The organism is Stenomitos rutilans (assembly GCF_059505485.1).
The window spans coordinates 166,582-188,519 of the sequence record NZ_JCACKR010000159.1; the positions used below are offsets into that span (position 1 = coordinate 166,582).

Below are 21,938 nucleotides of genomic sequence, written 5' to 3' on the forward strand. Positions count from 1 at the left end.
TAAAGGCAGGGCGAACCGCAGTTGATCCGTCACCAAACCTCACTGCATAGTTCATCGTTACTATTTATGATGAACGGCTGCATGACAAGATTCATCGGATGTTTGCCCAAGATACGAGTGATCCCAGTGTTCAACGACTGTGCATTTGCACAACTTGCTAGCATCACCCTGAAACGATCGCAAAAAAAGCGCCAAACGAATTTGCATAGCATCATCAAAACGACGTGGATCAAGCCCGGTAAGCGAGGTAATTTTTTCTAAGCGGTAACTCAAGGTATTGCGGTGAATTGTCAGCCGACTTGCTGTTGTGGAAAGACAACAATTTTCAAAAAAGAAGACATCCAACGTTTCAAGCAGCTCCATTTCTTGATCAAGCGGACTCAGCAGGTATTTAGCCAGATCAATTTTGGTACGTTCGTGGGAAAGACCAACAAACGCTGCAATGCCTAAGCCATCTAAGCAATGAACCTGATTTTGACCAGAGAACCGCTTTCCCAACGATAAAGCCGCTCGTGCATCCTGGTATGAAGCTGCCAACCCTTTCAATGTGGGATGATAACGACCAATCCCAATATTGATGGTGGTTTGCGTCTCACCGCGCAAGCGATCGAGTAAAGCCGCTCCAGCCCGTTTCAACGCAATAAGATTGGCCCAGGATGGATCGACGTGCTTTGGCTCATCGTCACGACTCGTCCATGCAGCTAAATCTTGCGTACTGCTAGCTTTCAGCACAGCAATTTCGCCATCCCCAATGTACGCACAAATGGTGTCGTTGGGTAGGTGAAAAAAGCGCACGATGCTACTGATGACAAGCTGTGCCCGTCGCAAAATTTGGGCTGATGGTTCAAACTCTCTGAGCGCGATCGTAGACAGAATGTAGTCTGCAGCATCAATTAGAATGACAGCACGCGGACGAGAGAGATCCATCCCCAGGATTTGCCCCTCTCGCAGCAGATCCATTTCACTAGCGTTTGACCCACGTAATAGATCATGAATAAATTTATTTTTAAGCTCATGCTGATTGAGTTGCGCTGTTGTGGTCACTTGGCGAAGCATCAACTCTACTAACATCTGCGCCGGACGAAACGAAATGGCTTCACTTTCTGCCGAAGGGGTAATGAGTACCTTCCCCTCCTGCCCGTTGAAATGAATGGGAATGCACAGAGTATTGACGTCCTTAGTGGCGACGATCGTATGAGGTGAACCTAACAACTCATTGGGTTTGCTGGTTGTCACAGTTTCACCTTGAGCATTCAACACTGAAACTTCTGCTGCTAAGAGTTGAGCTAACCGTTCTGCAATGGCAGTTGCAACTTGCTCAAATGGAGGAGTCATACGGATACTCCTTTGTTCTGTTCCAGGTGTGATGCTGTAGAAGGGGAATTCCTAAAAACAGACGACCGTTGTAAAAGTATTTCTGCCTGAACAATCGCATCTTCCAATGTCCCACCGTTAGAAGTGTCGATCACCCGATGCTGAGTACGATCTAATGGTGCCCACCGCTTTGGATCAGAAGCTGTAAAGATTACCACGCTAGGTACTTGAAGCGCTGCTGCCAGGTGTGAAACGCCTGTATCATTGCAAACCAACAAGCAAGCCCCTTTGAGTAGAACAGCCAGCGCACCTAAGCTGGTACAACCTGAAACATTAATCGACGCAGCTTGCATAAACCTGGCAACTGCTTGCGTTAATGGCAATTCTTCTGACGATCCAGTCAGCACAATTTGATACCCTCGCCGCGCCAATACATCCGCCAGCAGCGCAAATCGTTTTGGAGACCAACGACGATCGGCAGTACTGGCACCCGGATGAATGCAGATGTAATGGCCCTGACGAAGTAAAGCAATTGATTCGATCGCAGCCATTGCCCGATAATCATCCTCGTCGAGTGGAAATTCTAACGCTTCACCCTGAGAAGGGAAGCCCAAAAAATCCATTAACCGCACATAACGCCGTGCTTCTGACTCGTTGTCAACATACGGCAAAAAGCTCTTTGGATCAGGGCAATATTGATCAGGCAGAAAAAAGCCAGCCGTATGCTTTGCACCAAGCAAGACGGTCAATGGATTCGTAATCAGGCCACTACCATGCAGTTGTAGCGCCAGGTCGAAGCGTTGATTTTGTGCTGCTGCAAGGAACGATGGAAGCTGCTGAAGGTGAGGTGTTTGCTCTGGCAAGCCTGGGTATCCCGGAAAAGCCAGCAAGGCATCAAGATACTGATGAAAACGATGCACCAATGCTTGCGTCTGTGGCAATCCCACTAGCGTGATGTGTGCTTGTGGCAAAGCAGCACGCAACGATCGCAGCGCCGGGATCAAACAGAGGAAATCACCCAGGCCCTCAAGCGATCGCACCACTGCAATACGTCTAAAATTAGCAAGAGCATCGCTGTTGAAAACTGCGCCTCTTGAAGGCATTCGATAGGGCATAATCGCTTTATTCAATTCAATTCATTCGCTAGATGTTCAGCAGCTTAGCGGTTTCACGGGGTTTTCACATCTATCTGTAGATTTAAATTTGATGGATGCGGACGATTGAAACGTGCTTAGTGATCAGCAAAGGCAAGCCCAGTCACATCTGTTTATGATAAATCGCCAGGAAACAGCTTTCCTGGCGACTAATGAGTTGAGTTTTGTCAGCCAGACTGAAGTCGATCGTTAAGGTCTGTGCCTACTGCCATAACCGATCACAGCAACCTTGTGGCGATAAACCAGTTCAGCACCGTACCAACCAGTAATACCAATCAACGTTGCTACAAATAGTGAAATGACAAGCCCTGTCGGAAGAATTGCTCCTGTCTGGTTGCCCCACCGCAGAGCAAAACTCGCCAGTGATAAGGCAAGCACAGCTACATTGCCTACCATGTGTACCCAACCTGCCTGATGTTCGCGGACACGATCAATCTTCAAAAAATCTAGCATGCCTGTTGCGGCCGCTAAAAGACCTGTAACAATACCTGCACCAATGAGCCAAAACGATGCACGTGCCCAAAAAGCATCACCTGTAAGCCAGTAGCCAACGTCAGTTCCCAAAGCACCCGTTAAAAACGCTATGGGAAAGGTAACAATTAATGGATGAAATGGATGTCCTGCGATCGCCACTGTGCTGGGCACACCGCTATCACGATATTCCTTTTCATCGCTTTCAATCACAGGCGGAATGTTCGGTGTTTGGGTCATAGTTCTACCTCAAAGAATCGCGATCGGGTTAAAAACTGGCCTCTTCAGGTTCCGGCCTCAAAGCTCTTACTCCTAAAGGGGATTACCTTTAGAAGATGTGGTTTCAGGGTAATTAATTAACTGCACGAGCAGCCGCGTTAACCGCATCATCTGCCTTATCTTGGGCGTATTCACCTGCGCGATCAAGTACTTTGTCAGCTTTGTTGACGGGTTCCTTAACACCACGAGAAACGTCATCACCGGCTGCTTTCACGTTTTGTTTAGCCTGGTCAAACGTGCGTGAAGCCTGTCCAGGTGCGCTCTTTACATTGCGCTCAAGGTTCTTAGAGCCACGCTCCCCAACCTCTTGCAGGCTTTCTTTAACATCAGCAGCAGTTTTGCCTAAGTCTTTACCGATGTTCTCAACACGCTCATTGATGGGTGTACCACTGCGATAGTTTTTAACGTATTGCTCAGGGCTGTCAATGCCCCTCTCGTTGATGTTACGTTCTACTTGATCCTTTAACGCTTTTGCTTTTGCATCAACGCTGCTTTTATCTGAACGGGTGGGATCAACATCATCAAAGTTGTTCATTCCACCTTTGTAAGGCTGCACTTGCCCAGGAGGATTGGGACTAGAACCGCTCGGAGCTTTTACTGATGCGGCATCAGTCGCAGTGGCACGGCTGCATGCAGTACTAAACAGCATCAGCACACTAACCGCTGCAGTTATCAAAATCCGTTCCAACTGGATATCCTTAAAGAAGGAAAAACCCTTGTTCATTCTGTCACTCCATTGTTTGTTAATCATGCTGGTCAATGTTTACAACTGGTACTGAGTCAACCATCCTTAACAGCGTGGAAAAATTGTCCGTGAGCCTTTACATTACGCTGTTAAAAGTGCAATGAAAACGCTAGGCGGTGTTTTAAAACCTCAATCGTTTCATTGCTGATAGCTTCTGCCCCCTTTCCTTGTATGCCCAAAGGGCCTTAACCACCCAATGCTAGGGGACTTTGAAGCTGGTTTGTAGGCTCCAAAATTTGGGAGTTGGGGGCTTCCGAGGGTTTTAAAACCGCCCTAGTGGTTCAAATCTTGCTGTACCGCTCCTGATTGCTCAATTGACTGATCGGTTGAACCTGCTAAATGCTTAGAAGCTTCTTCAAATGTTCGGCCTGTCTTCTCCAAAATCCTTTCATTTAGATTACTTCGATCAATGACCGTCTGAGGCTGCTCAGGTATTTGCCTCGCCTCTTTCAGTGGATCTCTATTTATATTTCTGGAGAAGGTTCCAGTTACATCTAAACCTTGGGCGTCGCGATCTGAAAATGAGCGCTCATCATCAGAGATTGAATCAACTGACCATGTTTTGAAGCGCTAGCACGATCGCGCTTAGTAACAGCAGGATCAGTAGACATCTGATACTCGCTATAGCCATCACCACCAACTTTGTGAGGATTATTCTGTCCTCCCATTTGAACAGGTGGGTTATTAGGGCGAGCACCAACCGCATTTCCGTTACTACAGGCGGCATTTAGAAGTAGAACAAAGCTTGCTGCAAGAACGGCAAAAATTCTACCGAGATGTATCTTTTTACAAAAAGAGACTAGCGCATTCATGAAATCGTTTCCCATTTCTACACTTAAGTTAAACAGCTAAATTGAAAAGCAGGCGATTCAAATCGACTCTACCTTTCAAATAGCTCATCTGCCTTAGTTAACCCATCCAGCACAACATGATGCGATAAGCACAAAACTTTGCCGACAAATTACTTTTCTAGCACTACAGAGAACGGGAAAATAAGAAAGCAGGCGAGGCGATGTATGACTATTGCATGACATATAAATGGGTGAGCAGTCTAAAGTGTCTATAAACAACGAAATAAGCACTCGCGTTAACCGCACTCCAAAAAGTCGCATCGTCTACATTTCCGAACCTTACAGTTCAAATACGTTTGCTACCTCTCACTCAAGTTAGATGTTAAATTAAGTGAGGTTGTGCCCTAACTGTGGAGACCAGTTACTTAGGTGAGATGCAGAGTTAGACACGATTGGGCACATGTCAGACCTCTTACAAAGCCCTTAACGATCGCTGCAATTTACAAGGTAATCATTGTAGATTACCTTGTAAAAGGCTAGTAAAAGAGCGTTGAGTCGCCAGTCGCTTCCTGCTCAGCATAACGGAGTATGTGTACTCTATTTGTGCTGAGTTTGCTGATGGTGTGCAAGACGAGAAACGACGTTATAAGCCTCAGAACCAGGATGGGAAATTTCCTCTGTACCTTCAGTAGAACCAGCGATCGCTTTCCAAGCTTCAAGGCCACCTTTCAGCTTTGCCACATTGCGAAAACCTGCTTCGCTCAGCCTTGAGGCTGCTTGTGTGGTAGCTTCTTCTGTCTCGCCGTAGACATAAATGTCGCGCACTTTGTCAATAGTTTGTGCGCCGTCAATTAACCGATCTAGAGGCATGGGCATTGCTCCCATAATGTGACCTTTGTTAAACGATTCACGATCGCGAACATCGAGAATCGTTAATGCAGGCTCACCCCATTCCAAGCGAGATTTTAGATCATGTGCGGAAGACTCAGCCTTCAGGCCAGGTGGTGTAGGCGTAACGTTTGGCAGTGCGTCTTTTGCGTCTTTAATCGTATCTTGGATATTTTCCATGATGTTCTCCAACTTTTAACTTATGGCATCACTGATGAATGTAACAAAAAAACCACAGCGACTTTGTCTTCCTATGGAATGAAGCGCTTTTAGGATATGCATTAAAAGCATATAAATTCTCAAGCTAAGTGTTTCTTTAAAACAAAGCTATGTATTGCTAGATACCTTAATGTTTTACATTAGGTCGTGCTCTATCACTAAATTGGCTGATGAGAAAGTGGTTAGCCATCATTACGATAATCTTGTGCAACTACGATCGCACAACAAGCTCATAAAATCCGTATCTATTTAGGCTGGTAAGATATACCAGCCTATTTTTTTGAAATACGACTTTTGACCAAAGTTTTCATCGGCTAGTGATTTTCAGTAAAAAAACTAAGGCACTTTAAAAACTCTTACGCTAGGCTTACTTGCTCTAGCTGGTTGATTGACAAAATTTTTAGCGATCACCTACCCTGCAATGAAAATGCGGGCTAACAAAACGGGTTTCGCACCATTAGCTCGGATTCTAATCACGAGCGGATGAGTAATGAAGCCATCAGCCTTTCAAGACCTTTGTCAGCCAATCAGCGTCAGATCTTTGATTGCCAGGTTAATGGAAAGTTACCCAACTGTTCAAAGTCCCCCTTTTGAAGGAGAATTTAAAGAGGATTCACCATCGGTCAAGGAAATACCCTAAAGACTTTAAAATACTGCCTAGCTCATTCAGAGTATCAAAATAAAGCTAATGCTTACAAAAACAGGACGAACTCAAGTTCGTCCTGCTAGTTAATTGATTGAATAGCCGCTAAGCTATTGAACCGCTAGTTAAGTTCAGCCTTGAGCTGATCTTGCAATTTGCTTTTTGCCGCTTTAAACTGACTTGCTAACTGCTCGCTTTGTTCACTGCTACAGTTATTGCGAATTGCAGCAAACATTGTACTTTCTTCTTGTCGAACGTGATCCATCACAATATCTTTCAATTGATTGACTTTGGTTTTGAACTCAGCGTTAGCAGGATCGATGCTTTTGATTTCGTTCAATAAGGTAGCCATCTCAGCTTGCTCATCGTAGAGTTCCTGGGTGTTGTCATCACCGTAGAAGGGACGAACAGCAGGATAAACAACTTGTTCTTCTGCTTTCGCATGAACAATTAAGTCCTTGTAGATTTGCCCAAAGTATTCTTGAATCTTTTGAGAATCGTTTGAGTTATTGATTTCAACAAACAACGCGTTCACTTTTTGGTGATCCATACGAATCACGTCTTGAACATTCATGTCAGATTTGTTGGAGCTTTGAGTGACGGCGCTACCAGCAATACCCGTGACAGCCGCTACAGCATCTTGCACTCGTGCCCACAGTCCTTGATCAGCTTCCTTCCCGGTCAATTCGCGCACACCCAAAACCTCAAGGACTCCCTTTAGCTGTTCTTGATGGGCGCGATTTTCAAAGTTAACTGTGTTAAGCGGAGTAATCGCAGCCTCAACATCTGCACCAACTTTTTGTGCTGCTTTATGAACAACGACTCCACTCATAACTTGCTGATGCTTAAGCAGCTCATGCTGAAACACTTTCTCGTATAAGGACAGTTCTGAGCCTGCAATCAATTCTTTTGCTTTCTTGATAAACTCAGTGACAGTCTTCTTTGGTTCCTCTTTGTTGCCATACTGAACGATAACCGTATTTAAAACACCCAAGTTTTTTTGATCGTCTTCTAGCATCTTCTGAAGTCGCTCACGCACCTCAGCGTCCGAAACCTCAGAAATCAGTGTTTGCTCGTTGCTAATCAGTAGCTCCTGGATTGCTTTGATGCTAGCAAGCTGCATACCGATCGCGCTGCGCTTTGTGTCGTTTAATGTTGATACCATGTGTTCCTCTCTGTTAAACAGGATTAAAAGGTTTGAATTTGCAGAGTTTGAGTTTGCAATGTTTGAACTTGAAAAGTGTGCAGGTAGGCTTTCTAATCTGTAAGACCTGGTGAATAAAGCTCATAAGAAAGTGGCGATTTGCCAAAAGCGCCGAGTGCCAGACATAACTGGTGCTCCATACGCTGGTAACATCACAAATGGCTTTCTTAGTAGGGGGGGTAGAGCATAAGCCACAAACACCTACTGTTGAACGGTCGTGGTGGTGGTTGTCCGATGTGTCCGAGTTCCAATGGATGCACCCATCAGCGAGGCTGCTAACCCTAGTAAGGAGCCGATCGCAAACGACCAGCCAACCTTAGCTGCATTTCCAGCAATGTCACGCGTTTGTTGAGCTGTCACATTTGGAGAAGCCGCTGGATTAGGAATACCAGCTCCACTTTGCTGCGCTTGATTGATCACTTCACCAGCGTTTGATGCTGCGATACCAAACGCTCCTGAAACACCACTGGAAATCAACCAGGCGCTAATGGCTAACGTCGTTGCCCAGAGAATAGCGCCGTTCAGTAAACCTGTACTGCGGTTCATGGGTCCGCAGGCACGAGTTGTCGTCCAGCCGCCCAGAAAAAGCGAAATCAGCAAGCTAATGATTGCCCAAATGCCAACAGCGGAGCCAATATTATCTGCGTCACTGCGAGGGGCCCCTGAACCAGAAAGGCTGGTCAAGCCAATCGCAGCACCCAACGCACTTAAGACTAATTGAGTGCTCAAAGCAACCACGAGTCCGGCAATGATTGGACCCCATCGGACACGGTCGTGATAATCAGCTACAGGAACGGCCGTCGATCGCTCCACAACATTATTGATTGGTCTGTCTGCGTATGCCATTGTTTATGCCTTTAACTCAATTTTCCTACGCTCATCGAAAGCGACTAGAGCGGGAAATATGTAAGAAGATTAGGCAACGGCTCGATCGCTTACCCCTATCTATAGGAATAAACCATGCAGCAAGTTTGTAAGCATTACTTGTAAAGCTGTTGACATACCTCAGAAGATAAAAAGATCTTAAATATCTCGTATCTTCTTTTAGAGAGAGGTAGCCCAAAAGTCTACTTTTTATATTGAAGTTGTTCACGGCATTACGGAAGGACAAAAGCATGGCTCTCTATAAAATAAAAGACTTTGATCCGGCCTATCGTCAGCATTTTGACAACCAGGATTTTTTGAGCTTTGATCTTTACAACGGTAATGAGAAAGTTGGTTCAGTCAATAATCTTTTGGTGGATGAAGATGGCAGTTTTCGCTATTTTGTAATCAACACTGGTCTTTGGGTTTTTGGCAAAAAGGTATTGCTCCCGATCGGTCGTGCACGGATTTCTTATCCGGAGCATCGAATTTATGCAGACAACTTGAGCCGCTCTCAAGTGGAAAGTCTTCCTGAGTTTGACGAAAACTCAACCGTTGATTATGAGCATGAAGAAAGAGTTCGTGGGACTTATCGCTCCGGTGCTTCCGCTAGTAGCAGTGCTAGTAATGCTGCCGTTGATCGCTCTGCTGCAATCGGCGATGCGCCGCTCGAAAACTCAGCTCATGCTGCTGCGTATAATCGTGATACCTACAGCTACGATCGTGATCCCGATCTTTACAACTTCAATGAGCGTGACCAAAATCTCAAGCTTTACCAAGAGCGGCTGATTGCTAATAAGACACGTCAGAAAACTGGAGAGGTTACTGTTGGCAAACATGTAGAAACTGAGACCGCTCGTGTTTCAGTACCTGTTGAAAAAGAGCGCGTTATCATTGAGCGCACGGCTGGAGATAACGTTGGAACTCCGGTTGATGCGGCTAGTGCTGATTTCCGTGAAGGTGAAGTCGCCCGTATGGAGGTTTACGAAGAGGTGCCTGATATTCACAAGGAAACGATCGTTCGTGAGAACGTGAGCGTTCGCAAAGAGATTGATCGTGACACGGTTGAGGCCCAAGAGGAGCTTCGTCGCGAAGAGTTGGATGTCAATACCCAAGGTCATCCAGTCATTGATCAAACACCCAATCAACGATCTAATAAACGACGCTAAGGAACAAGCATTCAATAACTTCGGCATTTCTCGTAGGGGCGCATGGCCGCACCTACCTGCAAAAAAGTTGTCGGTTTTATTTAGTCCACGATTCTAAGCCAATGGTTTTCTAGTGCGTGCTTTGAAACTTTCAATCCTCCTCAACCCTCGCGCTCCGCGCTGCTAACGTTGGTAAAAAGGAGGGAGCCAAACCGTTCAATGTCCTCCCTTTAAAGGGAGATTTGGGGATCACTAGCGGTCAAGGAAACAACCCAAAGGCTTTAACGCACTGCCTAGAACTATTGGCGCAGTGATGAACAGATAGAGCATACGAGTGCAGGTAAAGTTAGACAATCTTTACCTGCACTTTCTTCAAATTAAGTCATACGTGTACAAAGAAGCTTTAGAAATATGCCGCCTACAAACTCTAATCATCCCAATCATTTCACGTCTCTAAATTCTACGCCGCTAGAAGCGTCTGCCCCGCTAGAAGCATCCGCCCCGTTAGACTTTAGGGATGAGGTAGACACTGAGAATGAGGCAACGGTAGTACCACCAACCAATCCTCCAGTTGCAACACCATTCTCGGATACTGCTCAACCTCAACCTCAAGAGGCGATCGTGGAGCGCGATTATAGTAAGCAGGCGGCAATACCAGTAGAAGCACCGCCTGCGGCCTATTACAGGCAAGAAAACTTATCTTTAGGGAAGAGGACGCCTTCTACATCGCCCCAAGTGGCAGAAGAAAAAGTCATTCCACTATTTGAAGAGCGTCTGGTTGTCGATCGCAAACGGCGTAAAGTTGGCGAAGTGATTGTACGCAAAGAAATTGAAACGCAGGTAATCGAGGTACCTGTGCGTCGTGAAAAACTCATCGTTGAACAAATTGGCTCAGAAACAAAGCAGTTGGCGACGATCGATCTGGGGCACTCCAATCTTCAATCCGCTCTTGAGGGTGAAGACGTAGTACATTCAGCACCGCAACGAATAATTAGCGGTGAGTTCGCATCCATTAAAGCAGCCATTCAATTTTTGGAGACACTTGCGTCTACTCAACCTTCTGGAGAAAATCAGGCAATGCAGATAAAGGTTCTAGTGGAAAACGTAGAACCGAAGGAGATTTATCGATAGTGAGTAGCTCATCAATCTACGGCAAGTCATCAATTAAGCTCAACACCCTTGAGTATCATCACAAAATAACAACCTTTACTTAATCCAAAGCACAAAATCAAAACTAGCGAACCCTAGCACGAATGCCAAAAGCTCCAGTGCCAGTAGCGTCATCGAGAAGTGTGAATGCCGTTTAGATTTCCGGCTGACTCAGGCGGTGTCTCTAGCGCTGGCAATACCTGGGAGCGATCGCCAACTTTTCTGATCTGAACACTGCCTTTTGGTGCGAGCGTACCACCTCGGCGTTGAGGTTTCACAGCTTTTGGCTCTGCTAGTTGCAGTTCACATTGACTCAAAATGGTTCGCAAAACCAACGTCATTTCATACATTGCAAGTGCGGCTCCAATGCAGCGGCGACTGCCTCCACCAAAGGGCAAAAACTCAGAGGGAGAAAACTGTCGCTCTAAAAACCGTTCAGGCTGAAACTCGTGAGCATTGGGATAAAGTGCTTCGTTGTGATGCACCAGATAAATACAGCCCAACAGTAAGGAACCCACCTCAAGGTCGTATCCCATTAACTGCATCGGCTTTTCCACCCGACGAGGTAACGTCACCATAGCAACAGGATAAATCCGCAGGGTCTCGCTACAGACTGCTGTGAGATACGGTAAACGCGAAATTGCCATCAGATCAGCCATGTCGCTCGACTGTTCTAACTCCGCCGTCAACGTTTGGTGTACCTCCGGGCGATGATGAATCCAATACAGTGCCCAAGCAAGCGCTGTCGCGGTGGTTTCGTGTCCAGCAACCAATAGCGTCATGAGTTCATCGTGGAGTTCTTCATCAGTAAGGCCTTTACCATCAGCATCTTTAGCGGCGAGTAGGAGAGAGAGAACATCCGTGCGATCGACATTAGGTTGGGCACGTCGCTCTCGAATTTCGGCATACAAGAGTTGATCGGTCTCTTCAACTAGTCGCCGTACCCGTCCACCAATGCTCCAGGGGCCTAAATCAACCGTTAGTTGTGGAAAAAAGAGCAGAACAGAGCTGAGAGGCGTACTGATGAGATTGAGTCGTTCAGCTAGGAGGTATTCAAGCCGTTGATAGCGATCGCCTTCATATAGGCCAAAGACAGCTTGCAAAATAACCTGCATCGTAATTTTCTGCATGGCTTCACGCGCACAAAATCGTTGCCCTACTTGCCATTGATCCATAACTTCTTGGGTAATCGCGCAAATCAAATCGCCATAAGCTTTCATCCGCTCGCCGTGAAACGGAGGCACCATCAACTGTCGTCGCTGACGATGTTGTTTACCGCTTAGAAGTAGAAGCGAGTTTTCACCAAAGAGTGGTTTGAGCAATGCGTTGACTTCTCCCGGTGCCGACAGTTCATCGCTATTGTCCTGGGAAAGGAGAGACTGAATGGCCTCTGGGTGATTCACAAAGACAATGGGTTCAGGATTGACGGGCGATATTTCTGCTCTGAAGAAACCACCAAAGCGCTGAAAATTTTTCTCCATGTAGCCCACCGGATCAAACACCCATTGCAGCGTCTGTACAAGAGCGAACGTTTGAGAGTGTGGAATTGCAACCATGCTCAAGACCTACAGGACGAATCTTCTTCATCTTAAGCTTTGCTAACGAATTAATGCTTCTTCTTGAAAGATGTCTTACAGCCGTTGCCGTTGCCTTCACCACACTGGATATCCCACACCCTGCATCCATCTTCAATAGGCTGCAGCTTACGCAAGTAATAGAGAATGTGTCGCATTCTCAATTTATCTGGTACGAGAATACGCTCAATATCATTAGGTCATATGTTGCTTGTAGCAGACAACGCGGTAGAGTAGTGAGACAGTAAGATCAACGCTGGATACAGTGCCCTATGGAAAATCTTCAAGACATTTTGACCCTTGCTGCCACTGTGGTGGAATATTTTTTCTTTGCGTATCTGGCTGTTGCCTTTATGGTCTATTCGCTGAAGTCGCCTGGCACAGCATTGCAAGTACGCTCAGCGGCAGTATCCTCAACACGCTCAGTGGCAGTACCTTACAAGACATGGAAGCAATCGGCTACGTCAGGTGCATCGCTAGCAGGGATGGCATCATAAGCCGTCAGGAGTTTAGCTCTTCTCCACTATTGCAACCGTTGCAAGTGTCAGGCTGATGTTCCTAACGTCATTAAAAGCCTGGTAAGAAGGTAAAGTCGTGGTGCAATACGATCCACGTCGATGTATTCCTCAGGACTATGGGCACCGCCACCAACAGGGCCAAGTGCATCCAGGGTAATGGTGCCCACTGATGCTGCATAGTTACCGTCAGTGCCGCCGCCACTACCCTCTACGCCAAGCTGAAGTCCAATTTCTTGATAAATGGCTTGCGCTTTTTTCACGAGCGCATCGGTTTGAGGATTAGGTGGAAAGGGTGGACGACCTTGTTCAGCCCGCACGTTGATCTTTGTGCAGGGCAATAGCTTCGTTGTAGCTAAGCGCGTAAAGTCACGGGTGAGGCGACTGTATTCTTGGGCATCCAACACCCGCACATCGGTTTGTACGGTAGCAAAATCTGGAATCGTATTGGGGCGATCGCCTGCCTGAAAAACCGTAACATTAACCGATGTTTGCTTGCTTGGATTGCCCAGTTTGCTAAGCCTCAGAGTTTGGTAAGCGGCTTCTAGTAAGGCATTACAACCCTTTTCTGGTTCTGCACCTGCATGGGCAGCTCGACCTTTAACCTCTAGCCCATAATACCCAATGCCCTTGCGCCAGGCAGTTACTTTGTCCTCTGGTGAGCCAAATTCTAACACCAATGCCACGTTATGCTTTTTAGCGGTTGCTTTGATGAGGTCGCGGGAACCAAACGAGCCTTTTTCTTCATCGGGATTGATCAAAAAGGTAATGGTGCCGAAGTCCTTAAAATTCTGTTCTTTTAAGATTTTGAGTGCTGCGATGCCGAGCAAAATACCGCCCTTGTCATCCATCACTCCGGGGCCATAAGCTTTGCCATCAACAACCTTAAAGGGTCGCTGTGTGGCGGTGCCCTCTTTAAAGACTGTATCGGTGTGGGCTAAGAGAAGAATCTTACCCTTACCAGTGCCTTGTAGAGTTGCAAGAATTGTCCGTCCCACGCTGGGTGTTGCCGCGACGGTCTGCACCGTTGCACCGATCGCTTGAAGTTGCTCGATAACCAGCTTTTCAACCTGAGTCAGACCCGTTTGATTACCCGTCCCAGAATCAATATTGACTAGAGTTTCCAAGGACTTAAGAAAGCTAGTTTGCACTTGCTGAGCCTGCTTATACAGTGCAGCATCAGGAGCAGTAGTCGCTACAACCGTTGGCGGTTTGAGCAGCACGATCGCCACCATTAAACTCAGCAATCCTCCGATGAGCGAAAGAAGCCATGCTCTCATTGCCATGCGTTTGTTGTCATGCTGCGCATTCACACCGTTGCACCCTTGTCACTTGCACTGAACCCATAGAGCAATGCTATTCTGCCATTGCAGCCCTAACGACAAGTTCAAACCTTGCGATTACATCACCCATCAATCAACTTTGACACCCAATCTAAAGCGCTAAACATGCCCCTTGCATAGTTGGGCAGTCTCCTCTTACAGCCAGTTTCATTTGCCTTCACGCTCCTATACCCTAAACTCACTACCCGTCTTCATGAGACTACGGCTGATTGAATTGAAAACCGCTGCAAAGCTATACTCTGTATGCACGTCTAGTTATGTCGTCAATGCAGTATATCAATGAATCGTAGTTTTTGGATTACAACGTTTATTGCTTTTGTCAACTCAATCAGTTTTACAATTCTCATTCCCATTCTTTACCCGTATGGCAGACACTTTGGGTTGACTGATTTTCAAACAAGCTTACTGTTTGCAACGTATGCAGGTGCTCAATTTTTAGCTACACCTGTCATTGGGAAGTTATCCGATCGCTACGGGCGAAAACCGTTACTACTCATCAGTCTAGCAGGAACAGTTATTGCTAGCTTTATAGCGGGTACAGCTCACAGTGCAATGGTTCTCTTTTTTGCACGGTTTTTTGATGGCATCACGGGTGGAAATGCGTCTGTCTCGCAAGCGATCGTATCGGATGTTGTATCTCCGCAAGAGCGAGCTAAAGCCTTCGGCATTTATAGTTCGGCGACGTTTGGCCTGGGTTTTATTTTAGGGCCAGCAAGTAGTTTGATGGCTCAGCAAGTTTCTTTGGGTGCCAGCTTTTTAATATCAAGCGGACTTGCTTTCATTGCACTGTTGGTAACATGCTTCTTCCTGCCAGAAACATTGCAGGTAAAAGCAGAGAAAGCAACAAATATCTTTGATGTCGGCCTGGGTAATTTAGTGAAAGGGCTGGCTCTACCGCGAGTAGGTATTCTGCTAATCATCAACTTTCTGATTGGTACCACATTTACAATTTTTACCTTTGCTTTTCAGCCTTACTTTATGCATGTACTGGGTCAAAATAGCCAGTCACTCACGCTGATGTTTATGCTGTTTGGTACGTTGATTCTCATCATGCAAGTTAAAGGCATTCCGTTCCTTACAAAACGGTTAAGTCTGGTGCAAATCTTGCTTCTATCACTGCTGGTTCGTAGCCTCTCGTTTGGTGTAATGCCAATTGTACCCAGCTTGGCTTATTTTGTTGGTGTAAGCATCCTTTTTTCACTATTTAATGCTTTGGTGCAGCCGATGGTTACGACATTAATTTCGCTTAACTCTAAGCCGGATGTACAGGGCACTGCGATGGGTCTTAATGCTTCTTATTTGAATGTGTCTAATGCGTTTGGGCCTGTGATTGCTGGTAGCCTCATTCATCAGGAAAACCCTGTCACTTACACGTATCCGCTTTACTTGGCTGGCATTCTTACCTTTCTAGTGGGGCTGCTTGCGATCGCTACTCGTCAACAATATACGCCTCAACCTGCTGATAGTAATTTGAAGGACAGGACGGCTTAAAGCGATGGGAATTTATTTGGTAACGGGTGCAAATCGGGGCATTGGCTATGAATACTGTCGTCAACTGCAAGCACGAGGCGAGACGGTCGTCGCGGTCTGTCGCGCTGCATCTGAGGCGTTGCAACAGCTAGGAGTGCAGGTCGAAGAAGGGATTGATTTAACGTCAGAGGCTTCGGTGGCGACTTTGCAATCTCGCTTGGGCGAGAGGGGTATTGATGCGCTGATCAACAACGCTGGCATCCTCAAGCGTGTGACGCTCGAAAACCTGGATTTTGACTGCATTCGAGAACAGTTTGAGGTGAATGCTCTTGGCCCTTTACGAGTCACTCAGGCACTGTTACCTAATCTCAAGGCAGGTTCCAAGCTGGTGTTTATGACGAGCCGCATGGGGTCGATCGCGGACAACACCTCTGGCAGTTCCTATGGCTATCGCATGTCGAAGGTCGCGTTGTCGATGGCAGGAAAGTCACTGGCACATGACCTGAAACCGCGTGGCATTGCCGTTGCCATCCTCCATCCCGGTTTAGTGCAAACGCAAATGACGAACTTCACAACGGGCGGCATGACGCCAGAGGCTTCTGTGAATGGATTACTACAGCGAATTGATGCCCTGACACTAGAGAACACAGGTACATTCTGGCACGCGAATGGAGAGGTATTGCCGTGGTAGAGAAGTTTTTACTCTAGTCGTGAGGAATGTACTCCGAGTATTGCTATGTTGATGTGCTGCGTCATATCGCCTGTGCTAATCTCAGCGTTAGTTTTTACACGATCGCGGGTGGATAGTTGCTTATGGGTAGCCAATCGACTGCCAAAACTATTTTTCTGCTCGCCTCAATGGTGGGTTGGCTCATCGTTGGCGCAGCCTTGATGTATCTCTTTCCCTTCTTTGCCGATCGGCTAGTTGGCTCTGAGGTGACCCATCTATGGATGAAGAATCTTGGCAAGAGCGGCTACGATCCTACATCGGCTTGGATTGGAGGCGGCGTTGCTTTGGTCATTACCACTTTGGGCAATATCATCTGGTATCAGCGGTTTGAGGAGAAGCGTTAGCTCTGGTCGTTTCAGCAGGCGTCGTCCTTACCTCCACACAAGCCGTCCTTACTGCTGCACAACCTGTCCTGACGCCCGCTCATCGTGTCGTTAGGAATGGAGAAGCTGTCGTTACTCCCACTCATCCTGTCGTTAGTAATGATGAAGCTGTGGTTACTAACGGTGAAGCTGTGGTTACTAACGATTAAGCAACGGTAAAGTTTATGTCGAAAGCGATGTTAAACGATCGTGCTGGTTCCGATGTAAAGCCAGAGATTCTGGGCGATTTCAATCACTCACGGCACTAGAGCGTGTCGAGCTGTGCGTCTGATAATCCCAACAGTTGATCGACTTGCGTGCGTTCCGCTCCGGTTGCCAGTAGGTTGCGGGCTGCTTGTAGCACTTGCGCTTCGGCTTGCTCGGTATCGGTTAGGAACCACTGATTCTCTGCCCTTCTAACGTCCCTACGGATGGGTTTCAGGTCGGCGTTTAGTACGTGTAAAACATGTCTTGTAGCGCTTTGGTGTCGTTTGTGATGATGAGGCCCAGCATCAGCAAAATGCGAGCTTTCTGTGGGTTCAGATTATCTGCCACGATGAAGTCGTACTCGTCGTCTTTCTCTTCGCCATTGCGTACAACCCGACCCGACCCTGCGCGTGCACTCCGGGCAATAATGACCCCTTTTTTGCGGGCCGCGATCGCCGCTGGTTCTAACTGGACTGAGATGCTGCCATCACCGACACCTGCATACACAATGCCTTTGGCACCATCGGCAACTGCCGCATTGAGCAGCACCGGGCTGTTGTTGCCATAGCCGTAGATAATGTCAACCTGGGGCAATTTTGTAGTGGGCGTGACGGTGAAGGGGGTTGCGGTCGTGTGTTTGCGCGTGGAGGTGCGGTAGAAGTAGGGCTTGCCTAATTCGACATAGCCCAAGTAGCCCAGATCAGGTGACTGAAAGGTGTTGAGGCTGGTTGTATTGGTTTTGGTCACTTCACGAGCCGCTGAGATCTGGTCGTTGAGGCTGACCAGCACGCCTTTGCCCACGGCTGCGGGGCTACCTGCGATCGCCACCGCATTATAAAGATTGAGCGGCCCATCGGCACTGAGAGCGGTGGCGGGGCGCATGGCTCCTACAATCACCACAGGCTTTTCGCTTTTGGTGACGAGATTGAGAAAGTAAGCGGTTTCTTCGATCGTGTCAGTGCCATGCGTGATCACGACTCCATCAACATCCGGTTTTGCCAACACCGCATTCACGCGATCGGCCAACTTTAGCAACCCCTCGTTGGTCATGTTTTCGCTGGCAATTTGCAGCACCTGCTCACCCGTCACGTTGGCAATGTTCTTTAGTTCTGGTACCGCGTTGATGAGGGCTGTCACAGGAAGTTTAGCCGCTTGATACCCAGCAGTGGTGGTTGAAGTCGCCCCCGTGCCTGCGATTGTGCCTCCTGTTGCCAATAGCACCACGTTAGGTCGCTTAGCAGTGGGTGCCGTCGGCACTTGTGCAATCATGTCAGACGATCGAGATTGCAACATAGCCGTTGATGTGACGTTACCTGGCAAAACTTGCGCGAATATTGGTAGGGTCATCACCGTCGCTAAAGTCAGCGCAAACAGAAGGGCAAACGTGGCGTAACGTTTTCGCATGCGATCGATACCTGAGACGGAGCTAACGATTGAGGCTCAATATAGCCCAGAATGATCACCGACTTCGTAGTCCCAGAAACAAGCCAGGAATGTCATGGGTCAGCGCCAGTAAACACCAGGGTACAGGCTAGACTATTGGCGGTTGGGAACGGATATCCTTCACGTTCTCTTTAATGGCTCTTGTCTCATGGCTTCGCCTGTGCCGCATGTTAAGACTCGCGTTTTTCTAATCGCTCTCGGCTGCATTGCAGTGACGGCGATTATTGCGTATGGGTTAGGCGGACTTAACCCAGCACAGCTACAAGGTTGGTTGCGATCGACGGGCGTTTGGGCACCGCTGTTCTATGTCTTGCTCTACACGATCGCCACCGTGCTGATCATGCCCTCTACTCCGCTGAATTTGCTGGGAGGCGCGCTGTTTGGCCCCTGGTTTGGCACATTGTGGACGAGTGCAGGAGCGATGCTGGCCGCGATCGTGGCTTTTGCGTTTACCCGCACGCTGGGACGCAAGGCGATCGCCCGTAGGCTGTCTGGACGCTGGCAAACCTTGGATGCAGAAGTGCGGCGTGGCGGCTTGCCCTACATGATTGCCATTCGGCTCGTCCCCTTCATGCCCTACGGGTTGCTCAATTTTGCAGCAGGGTTGACTTCAGTGAGCTATCGAGACTATCTTCTCGGTACCCTGGTAGGGACAACGCCGGGGATTCTGCCCTATGTATTGCTAGGCAGCTCTGGTTTAAGAGCGCTGCGGACAGGTGACGTGCTGCCCTTTGTCGGTGCTCTAACACTGACGGGGCTTTTCATTGGTGGCACAACGTTGTATCGCCGCCAGCGATCGCGCCGTTCTAAAGCCAGTCTATCCATATCTGATGAGACTCATCCACCAGCAAAGTAATGGGTGACAATAAAACGTCGGCGGTCAGTGGTTAGCGGTCAGCCTTTTACCTTCTGCCTTTTCAAGTTTCAGTTTGATAATATCCATTTATTGAATTACCCAAAAGCTGACCGCTGAAAGCTATCGATCCTTTCTTCTTTCGCAAGTCTCTACCTCGATATCCCATGCAGCCTACTTATTCCTTCATTGTGCCCGTGTTTAATGAGGAAGCCACGCTGGTGGAACTCTATCGTCGCCTGAGTGCGGTCATGGATAGCATGGATGGGACGGTGGAACTGGTGCTGGTGGATGATGGTAGCCACGATCGCTCCCTATCCATCATGCGCGATTTACGGGAACGCGATCGTCGCGTGTGCTATCTCAGCTTTGCGCGCAACTTTGGGCATCAAGTGGCCGTGACAGCGGGGCTGAATTTTGTGCGAGGGCAGGCGATCGTCGTGCTAGATGCCGATTTGCAAGATCCGCCAGAACTCATTCCAGACCTGGCAGATAAGTGGCGACGGGGTTATGACGTGGTGTATGCCCAGCGAGTACAGCGCCATCAAGAAAGCTGGTCTAAGCGCTTGACGGCTTATGTCTTCTATCGATTGCTGCGTCAGCTTGCCGATGTGGAGATGCCCACTGATACGGGCGATTTTTGCCTGATGGATCGACGGGTGGTGGATGCCCTTAACGCCATGCCAGAACGCAATCGCTATATTCGGGGGTTGCGATCGTGGCTAGGGTTTCGGCAAATCGCCATTCCCTTTGAGCGCGATTCTCGGTTTGCAGGCGAGGTCAAGTACACGTTCCGCAAATCGCTGGCACTGGCAATCGACGGTCTCGTATCGTTCTCCAGAGTGCCGCTCCGCATTTCGACCTATGTAGGGCTGTTTGCGGCGGTAGTGGCAATCATCATGGCGATTCTGGTGCTCTACTGGCGCTTTTTCTCACCTGTTTCACCGCTTACAGGGTTTGCAACGATCGCAGTTGCCATCTTTTTTCTAGGAGCGGTACAGCTTTTTAGCATCGGCATCTTGGGCGAATACATTGGGCGCATTTACGAAGAGGTTAAAAATCGTCCCGTTTACATTCTTGGAGAAGTGAGTGGTTTTGAGCCTCCCATCACCCCACGGCAAGGCACGCCGTTGAACACAAGCAAAGACCCTGTTTCAGAAGCTAGACGAAGAAATTCCTAGCGCAGAGCCCGCACGTGCAGAACCGTATTTCTCCCTTCTGCGCTGGAAATTTGCTGTGAAGTGCATCGCTGTACAATGAGGGATGTGCGTAAATGGGAAGATGCATTGATTGATACTGCGGCAGCAGATCATTTTTAACCGTAAGGTTAAGCTGTTTAGGTCATCGGAGGGAGTGAAGGCGTGCCAAAATCCGCAAGATATTTATTGGTGGGATCGACCGAAGCATACAGCGGTAAGTCAGCAACCGTGCTGGGCATGGCTCACCAGTTAAAAGCAAAGGGACTGGATCTCGCCTATGGTAAGCCGCTAGGCACTTGTTGGAATAGCGACACAAACGACGTTGAAGAAGATGTTCAGTTTGTCGCCGAAGTGTTGAAATTACCTGCCGATCGCCTTCAGCCCACCATTCTCGCACTCGATGAACCCACCATCCAACAGCGAATTTTGGGGGACGATCGCGTGGATTATCCGCAGGCACTCAAAAAATATCTCCAGATGCGTGGCCCCGATCTGGTACTGCTGGAAGGGCCAGCCAATCTTGAGGAAGGCAGTCTGTTTGACCTCTCGCTGCGGCAGGTGGCTGAAGGCGTGAATGCCAAAATCTTGCTCGTCGCACGGTTTCACTCGCTGTTGATTGTCGGTGCGTTGATTTCTGCCAGACGACGTTTGGGCGATCGCCTGTTGGGTGTGTTGATTAACGACATTCCTGAAGACCGTCTGGAAGAAGTCAAAACTACCGTACAGCCCTATTTAGAAGAACGCGGCATTCCCATTTTTGGCTTGTTACCCCGCAGTGCTCTTTTACGCAGCGTGAGCGTGAACGAACTGGTACACCAACTCAATGCAGAAGTCCTTTGCCGTGCCGATCGCCTGGATTTAATGGTCGAAAGCCTCAGCATCGGCGCGATGAACGTCAACTCAGCGCTGAAATACTTCCGAAAAGGACGCAATATGGCTGTAGTGACGGGGGGCGATCGTACCGATATTCAACTTGCCGCCCTGGAAACCTCCACCCAATGCCTCATTTTGACCGGGCAAATGCCGCCGTCTCCTGCCATTCTTAGCCGTGCCGAAGATCTCGAAATCCCCATTCTCTCCGTTGATCTCGACACTCTCTCAACTGTCGAAATTGTCGATCGTGCCTTTGGTCAAGTCCGCGTCAACGAACCCGTCAAAGTCGAATACATCTGTAACTCGATGGCAGAAAACTTCGATGCCGATCGGCTCATTGCCGAACTGGGTTTGGAGACAGCGGTGACGGCGTAGGAAAGTAAAAGTTAAAAGGCAGAAGAAGGGAGTCGGGAGTTGGGAGTCGGTTAGCGGCTGATGGCTAACCACTGACTGCTGATAGCTCTTCAACTCAAAACTTCTACACTGACTGCTGAAAGCTG

At 48.1% G+C, this 21,938-nt stretch carries 20 protein-coding genes; 9 read left to right on the top strand and 11 right to left on the bottom strand.

Annotated features, from left to right (window positions below):
- Positions 1 to 60: 60 nt before the first annotated feature.
- From AC5JLP_RS32130 to AC5JLP_RS32165, 8 genes are all read right to left on the bottom strand, one after another.
- Entirely contained in the window at positions 61 to 1,335 is a 1,275-nt protein-coding gene (locus AC5JLP_RS32130; RefSeq protein WP_496071937.1) for a PucR family transcriptional regulator, read from the bottom strand.
- A complete protein-coding gene (locus AC5JLP_RS32135; protein ID WP_496071938.1) occupies positions 1,332 to 2,429 on the bottom strand; it encodes a glycosyltransferase family 9 protein in 1,098 nt (365 codons plus the stop codon). Before AC5JLP_RS32135 ends, AC5JLP_RS32130 begins: the two co-directional genes overlap by 4 nt.
- 228 nt (positions 2,430 to 2,657) lie before the next feature.
- A complete protein-coding gene (locus AC5JLP_RS32140; RefSeq protein ID WP_496071939.1) occupies positions 2,658 to 3,179 on the bottom strand; it encodes a DUF2231 domain-containing protein in 522 nt (173 codons plus the stop codon).
- Between the two features lie 112 nt (positions 3,180 to 3,291).
- Positions 3,292 to 3,969, bottom strand: a complete 678-nt coding sequence (locus AC5JLP_RS32145; RefSeq protein WP_496071940.1) for a hypothetical protein — start codon at positions 3,967 to 3,969, stop codon at positions 3,292 to 3,294.
- Between the two features lie 488 nt (positions 3,970 to 4,457).
- Positions 4,458 to 4,790: a DUF6658 family protein gene (locus tag AC5JLP_RS32150; protein ID WP_496071941.1), complete on the bottom strand. Its 333-nt coding sequence runs from the start codon at positions 4,788 to 4,790 to the stop codon at positions 4,458 to 4,460.
- Positions 4,791 to 5,351: 561 nt separating this feature from the next.
- Positions 5,352 to 5,822, bottom strand: a complete 471-nt coding sequence (locus AC5JLP_RS32155) for a rhodanese-like domain-containing protein (RefSeq protein ID WP_496071942.1) — start codon at positions 5,820 to 5,822, stop codon at positions 5,352 to 5,354.
- A gap of 803 nt (positions 5,823 to 6,625) precedes the next feature.
- A complete protein-coding gene (locus AC5JLP_RS32160) occupies positions 6,626 to 7,669 on the bottom strand; it encodes a hemerythrin domain-containing protein (protein ID WP_496071943.1) in 1,044 nt (347 codons plus the stop codon).
- Between the two features lie 240 nt (positions 7,670 to 7,909).
- The gene (locus tag AC5JLP_RS32165) at positions 7,910 to 8,554 is read right to left on the bottom strand and encodes a hypothetical protein (protein WP_496071944.1); all 645 of its coding nucleotides are present in this window, start codon (positions 8,552 to 8,554) and stop codon (positions 7,910 to 7,912) included.
- Between the two features lie 269 nt (positions 8,555 to 8,823).
- Here AC5JLP_RS32165 and AC5JLP_RS32170 point away from each other — a divergent pair, with 269 nt between their 5' ends.
- Together AC5JLP_RS32170 and AC5JLP_RS32175 are read left to right on the top strand one after the other, a co-directional pair.
- Positions 8,824 to 9,741 carry a PRC and DUF2382 domain-containing protein gene (locus tag AC5JLP_RS32170; protein ID WP_496071945.1) on the top strand — a complete coding sequence of 306 codons (918 nt, stop codon included), beginning with the start codon at positions 8,824 to 8,826 and terminating at the stop codon, positions 9,739 to 9,741.
- Positions 9,742 to 10,131: 390 nt separating this feature from the next.
- Positions 10,132 to 10,851, top strand: coding sequence for a DUF2382 domain-containing protein (locus AC5JLP_RS32175; protein ID WP_496071946.1), 720 nt, complete (start codon positions 10,132 to 10,134; stop codon positions 10,849 to 10,851).
- 149 nt (positions 10,852 to 11,000) lie between these two features.
- On the opposite strand, the gene AC5JLP_RS32180 is transcribed toward AC5JLP_RS32175, so the two are convergent.
- Entirely contained in the window at positions 11,001 to 12,425 is a 1,425-nt protein-coding gene (locus tag AC5JLP_RS32180) for a cytochrome P450 (protein ID WP_496071947.1), read from the bottom strand.
- A gap of 290 nt (positions 12,426 to 12,715) precedes the next feature.
- Between AC5JLP_RS32180 and AC5JLP_RS32185 the strand changes: the two genes are divergently transcribed.
- The gene (locus AC5JLP_RS32185) at positions 12,716 to 12,940 is read left to right on the top strand and encodes a hypothetical protein (protein WP_496071948.1); all 225 of its coding nucleotides are present in this window, start codon (positions 12,716 to 12,718) and stop codon (positions 12,938 to 12,940) included.
- A 47-nt stretch (positions 12,941 to 12,987) separates the two neighbouring features.
- Here the strand turns inward: AC5JLP_RS32185 and AC5JLP_RS32190 are convergent, their stop codons facing one another.
- Entirely contained in the window at positions 12,988 to 14,271 is a 1,284-nt protein-coding gene (locus AC5JLP_RS32190; RefSeq protein WP_496071949.1) for a glutamate carboxypeptidase, read from the bottom strand.
- Positions 14,272 to 14,580: 309 nt separating this feature from the next.
- Between AC5JLP_RS32190 and AC5JLP_RS32195 the strand changes: the two genes are divergently transcribed.
- The 3 genes from AC5JLP_RS32195 to AC5JLP_RS32205 all read left to right on the top strand — a co-directional run bounded on the left by AC5JLP_RS32195 (position 14,581) and on the right by AC5JLP_RS32205 (position 16,845).
- Positions 14,581 to 15,792 (top strand): MFS transporter, encoded by a 1,212-nt coding sequence (locus AC5JLP_RS32195; protein ID WP_496071950.1) that lies wholly within the window; start codon positions 14,581 to 14,583, stop codon positions 15,790 to 15,792.
- A gap of 4 nt (positions 15,793 to 15,796) precedes the next feature.
- Positions 15,797 to 16,462, top strand: coding sequence for an SDR family oxidoreductase (locus tag AC5JLP_RS32200; RefSeq protein ID WP_496071951.1), 666 nt, complete (start codon positions 15,797 to 15,799; stop codon positions 16,460 to 16,462).
- A gap of 122 nt (positions 16,463 to 16,584) precedes the next feature.
- Positions 16,585 to 16,845: a hypothetical protein gene (locus AC5JLP_RS32205; RefSeq protein WP_496071952.1), complete on the top strand. Its 261-nt coding sequence runs from the start codon at positions 16,585 to 16,587 to the stop codon at positions 16,843 to 16,845.
- A 468-nt stretch (positions 16,846 to 17,313) separates the two neighbouring features.
- Here AC5JLP_RS32205 and AC5JLP_RS32210 read toward each other — a convergent pair whose 3' ends face one another.
- Entirely contained in the window at positions 17,314 to 18,474 is a 1,161-nt protein-coding gene (locus AC5JLP_RS32210) for a type II asparaginase (protein ID WP_496071953.1), read from the bottom strand.
- Positions 18,475 to 18,661: 187 nt separating this feature from the next.
- On the opposite strand from AC5JLP_RS32210, the gene AC5JLP_RS32215 reads away from it, so the two are divergent.
- From AC5JLP_RS32215 to AC5JLP_RS32225, 3 genes are all read left to right on the top strand, one after another.
- Positions 18,662 to 19,369 carry a TVP38/TMEM64 family protein gene (locus AC5JLP_RS32215; protein WP_496071954.1) on the top strand — a complete coding sequence of 236 codons (708 nt, stop codon included), beginning with the start codon at positions 18,662 to 18,664 and terminating at the stop codon, positions 19,367 to 19,369.
- Between the two features lie 164 nt (positions 19,370 to 19,533).
- The gene (locus AC5JLP_RS32220; RefSeq protein WP_496071955.1) at positions 19,534 to 20,547 is read left to right on the top strand and encodes a glycosyltransferase family 2 protein; all 1,014 of its coding nucleotides are present in this window, start codon (positions 19,534 to 19,536) and stop codon (positions 20,545 to 20,547) included.
- Positions 20,548 to 20,727: 180 nt separating this feature from the next.
- Positions 20,728 to 21,813: a phosphotransacetylase family protein gene (locus AC5JLP_RS32225; RefSeq protein ID WP_496071956.1), complete on the top strand. Its 1,086-nt coding sequence runs from the start codon at positions 20,728 to 20,730 to the stop codon at positions 21,811 to 21,813.
- The last annotated feature ends 125 nt before the right edge of the window (positions 21,814 to 21,938 follow it).

Excerpts from the sequence above, each read along its gene's own strand:
- AC5JLP_RS32130 (WP_496071937.1), bottom strand. The coding sequence starts at position 1,335 with ATGACTCCTCCATTTGAGCAAGTTGCAACTGCCATTGCAGAACGGTTA.
- AC5JLP_RS32135 (WP_496071938.1), bottom strand. The coding sequence starts at position 2,429 with ATGCCCTATCGAATGCCTTCAAGAGGCGCAGTTTTCAACAGCGATGCT.
- AC5JLP_RS32140 (WP_496071939.1), bottom strand. The coding sequence starts at position 3,179 with ATGACCCAAACACCGAACATTCCGCCTGTGATTGAAAGCGATGAAAAG.
- AC5JLP_RS32145 (WP_496071940.1), bottom strand. The coding sequence starts at position 3,969 with ATGATTAACAAACAATGGAGTGACAGAATGAACAAGGGTTTTTCCTTC.
- AC5JLP_RS32150 (WP_496071941.1), bottom strand. The coding sequence starts at position 4,790 with ATGGGAAACGATTTCATGAATGCGCTAGTCTCTTTTTGTAAAAAGATA.
- AC5JLP_RS32155 (WP_496071942.1), bottom strand. The coding sequence starts at position 5,822 with ATGGAAAATATCCAAGATACGATTAAAGACGCAAAAGACGCACTGCCA.
- AC5JLP_RS32160 (WP_496071943.1), bottom strand. The coding sequence starts at position 7,669 with ATGGTATCAACATTAAACGACACAAAGCGCAGCGCGATCGGTATGCAG.
- AC5JLP_RS32165 (WP_496071944.1), bottom strand. The coding sequence starts at position 8,554 with ATGGCATACGCAGACAGACCAATCAATAATGTTGTGGAGCGATCGACG.
- AC5JLP_RS32170 (WP_496071945.1), top strand. The coding sequence starts at position 8,824 with ATGGCTCTCTATAAAATAAAAGACTTTGATCCGGCCTATCGTCAGCAT.
- AC5JLP_RS32175 (WP_496071946.1), top strand. The coding sequence starts at position 10,132 with ATGCCGCCTACAAACTCTAATCATCCCAATCATTTCACGTCTCTAAAT.
- AC5JLP_RS32180 (WP_496071947.1), bottom strand. The coding sequence starts at position 12,425 with ATGGTTGCAATTCCACACTCTCAAACGTTCGCTCTTGTACAGACGCTG.
- AC5JLP_RS32185 (WP_496071948.1), top strand. The coding sequence starts at position 12,716 with ATGGAAAATCTTCAAGACATTTTGACCCTTGCTGCCACTGTGGTGGAA.
- AC5JLP_RS32195 (WP_496071950.1), top strand. The coding sequence starts at position 14,581 with ATGAATCGTAGTTTTTGGATTACAACGTTTATTGCTTTTGTCAACTCA.
- AC5JLP_RS32200 (WP_496071951.1), top strand. The coding sequence starts at position 15,797 with ATGGGAATTTATTTGGTAACGGGTGCAAATCGGGGCATTGGCTATGAA.
- AC5JLP_RS32205 (WP_496071952.1), top strand. The coding sequence starts at position 16,585 with ATGGGTAGCCAATCGACTGCCAAAACTATTTTTCTGCTCGCCTCAATG.
- AC5JLP_RS32210 (WP_496071953.1), bottom strand. The coding sequence starts at position 18,474 with ATGCGAAAACGTTACGCCACGTTTGCCCTTCTGTTTGCGCTGACTTTA.
- AC5JLP_RS32215 (WP_496071954.1), top strand. The coding sequence starts at position 18,662 with ATGGCTTCGCCTGTGCCGCATGTTAAGACTCGCGTTTTTCTAATCGCT.
- AC5JLP_RS32220 (WP_496071955.1), top strand. The coding sequence starts at position 19,534 with ATGCAGCCTACTTATTCCTTCATTGTGCCCGTGTTTAATGAGGAAGCC.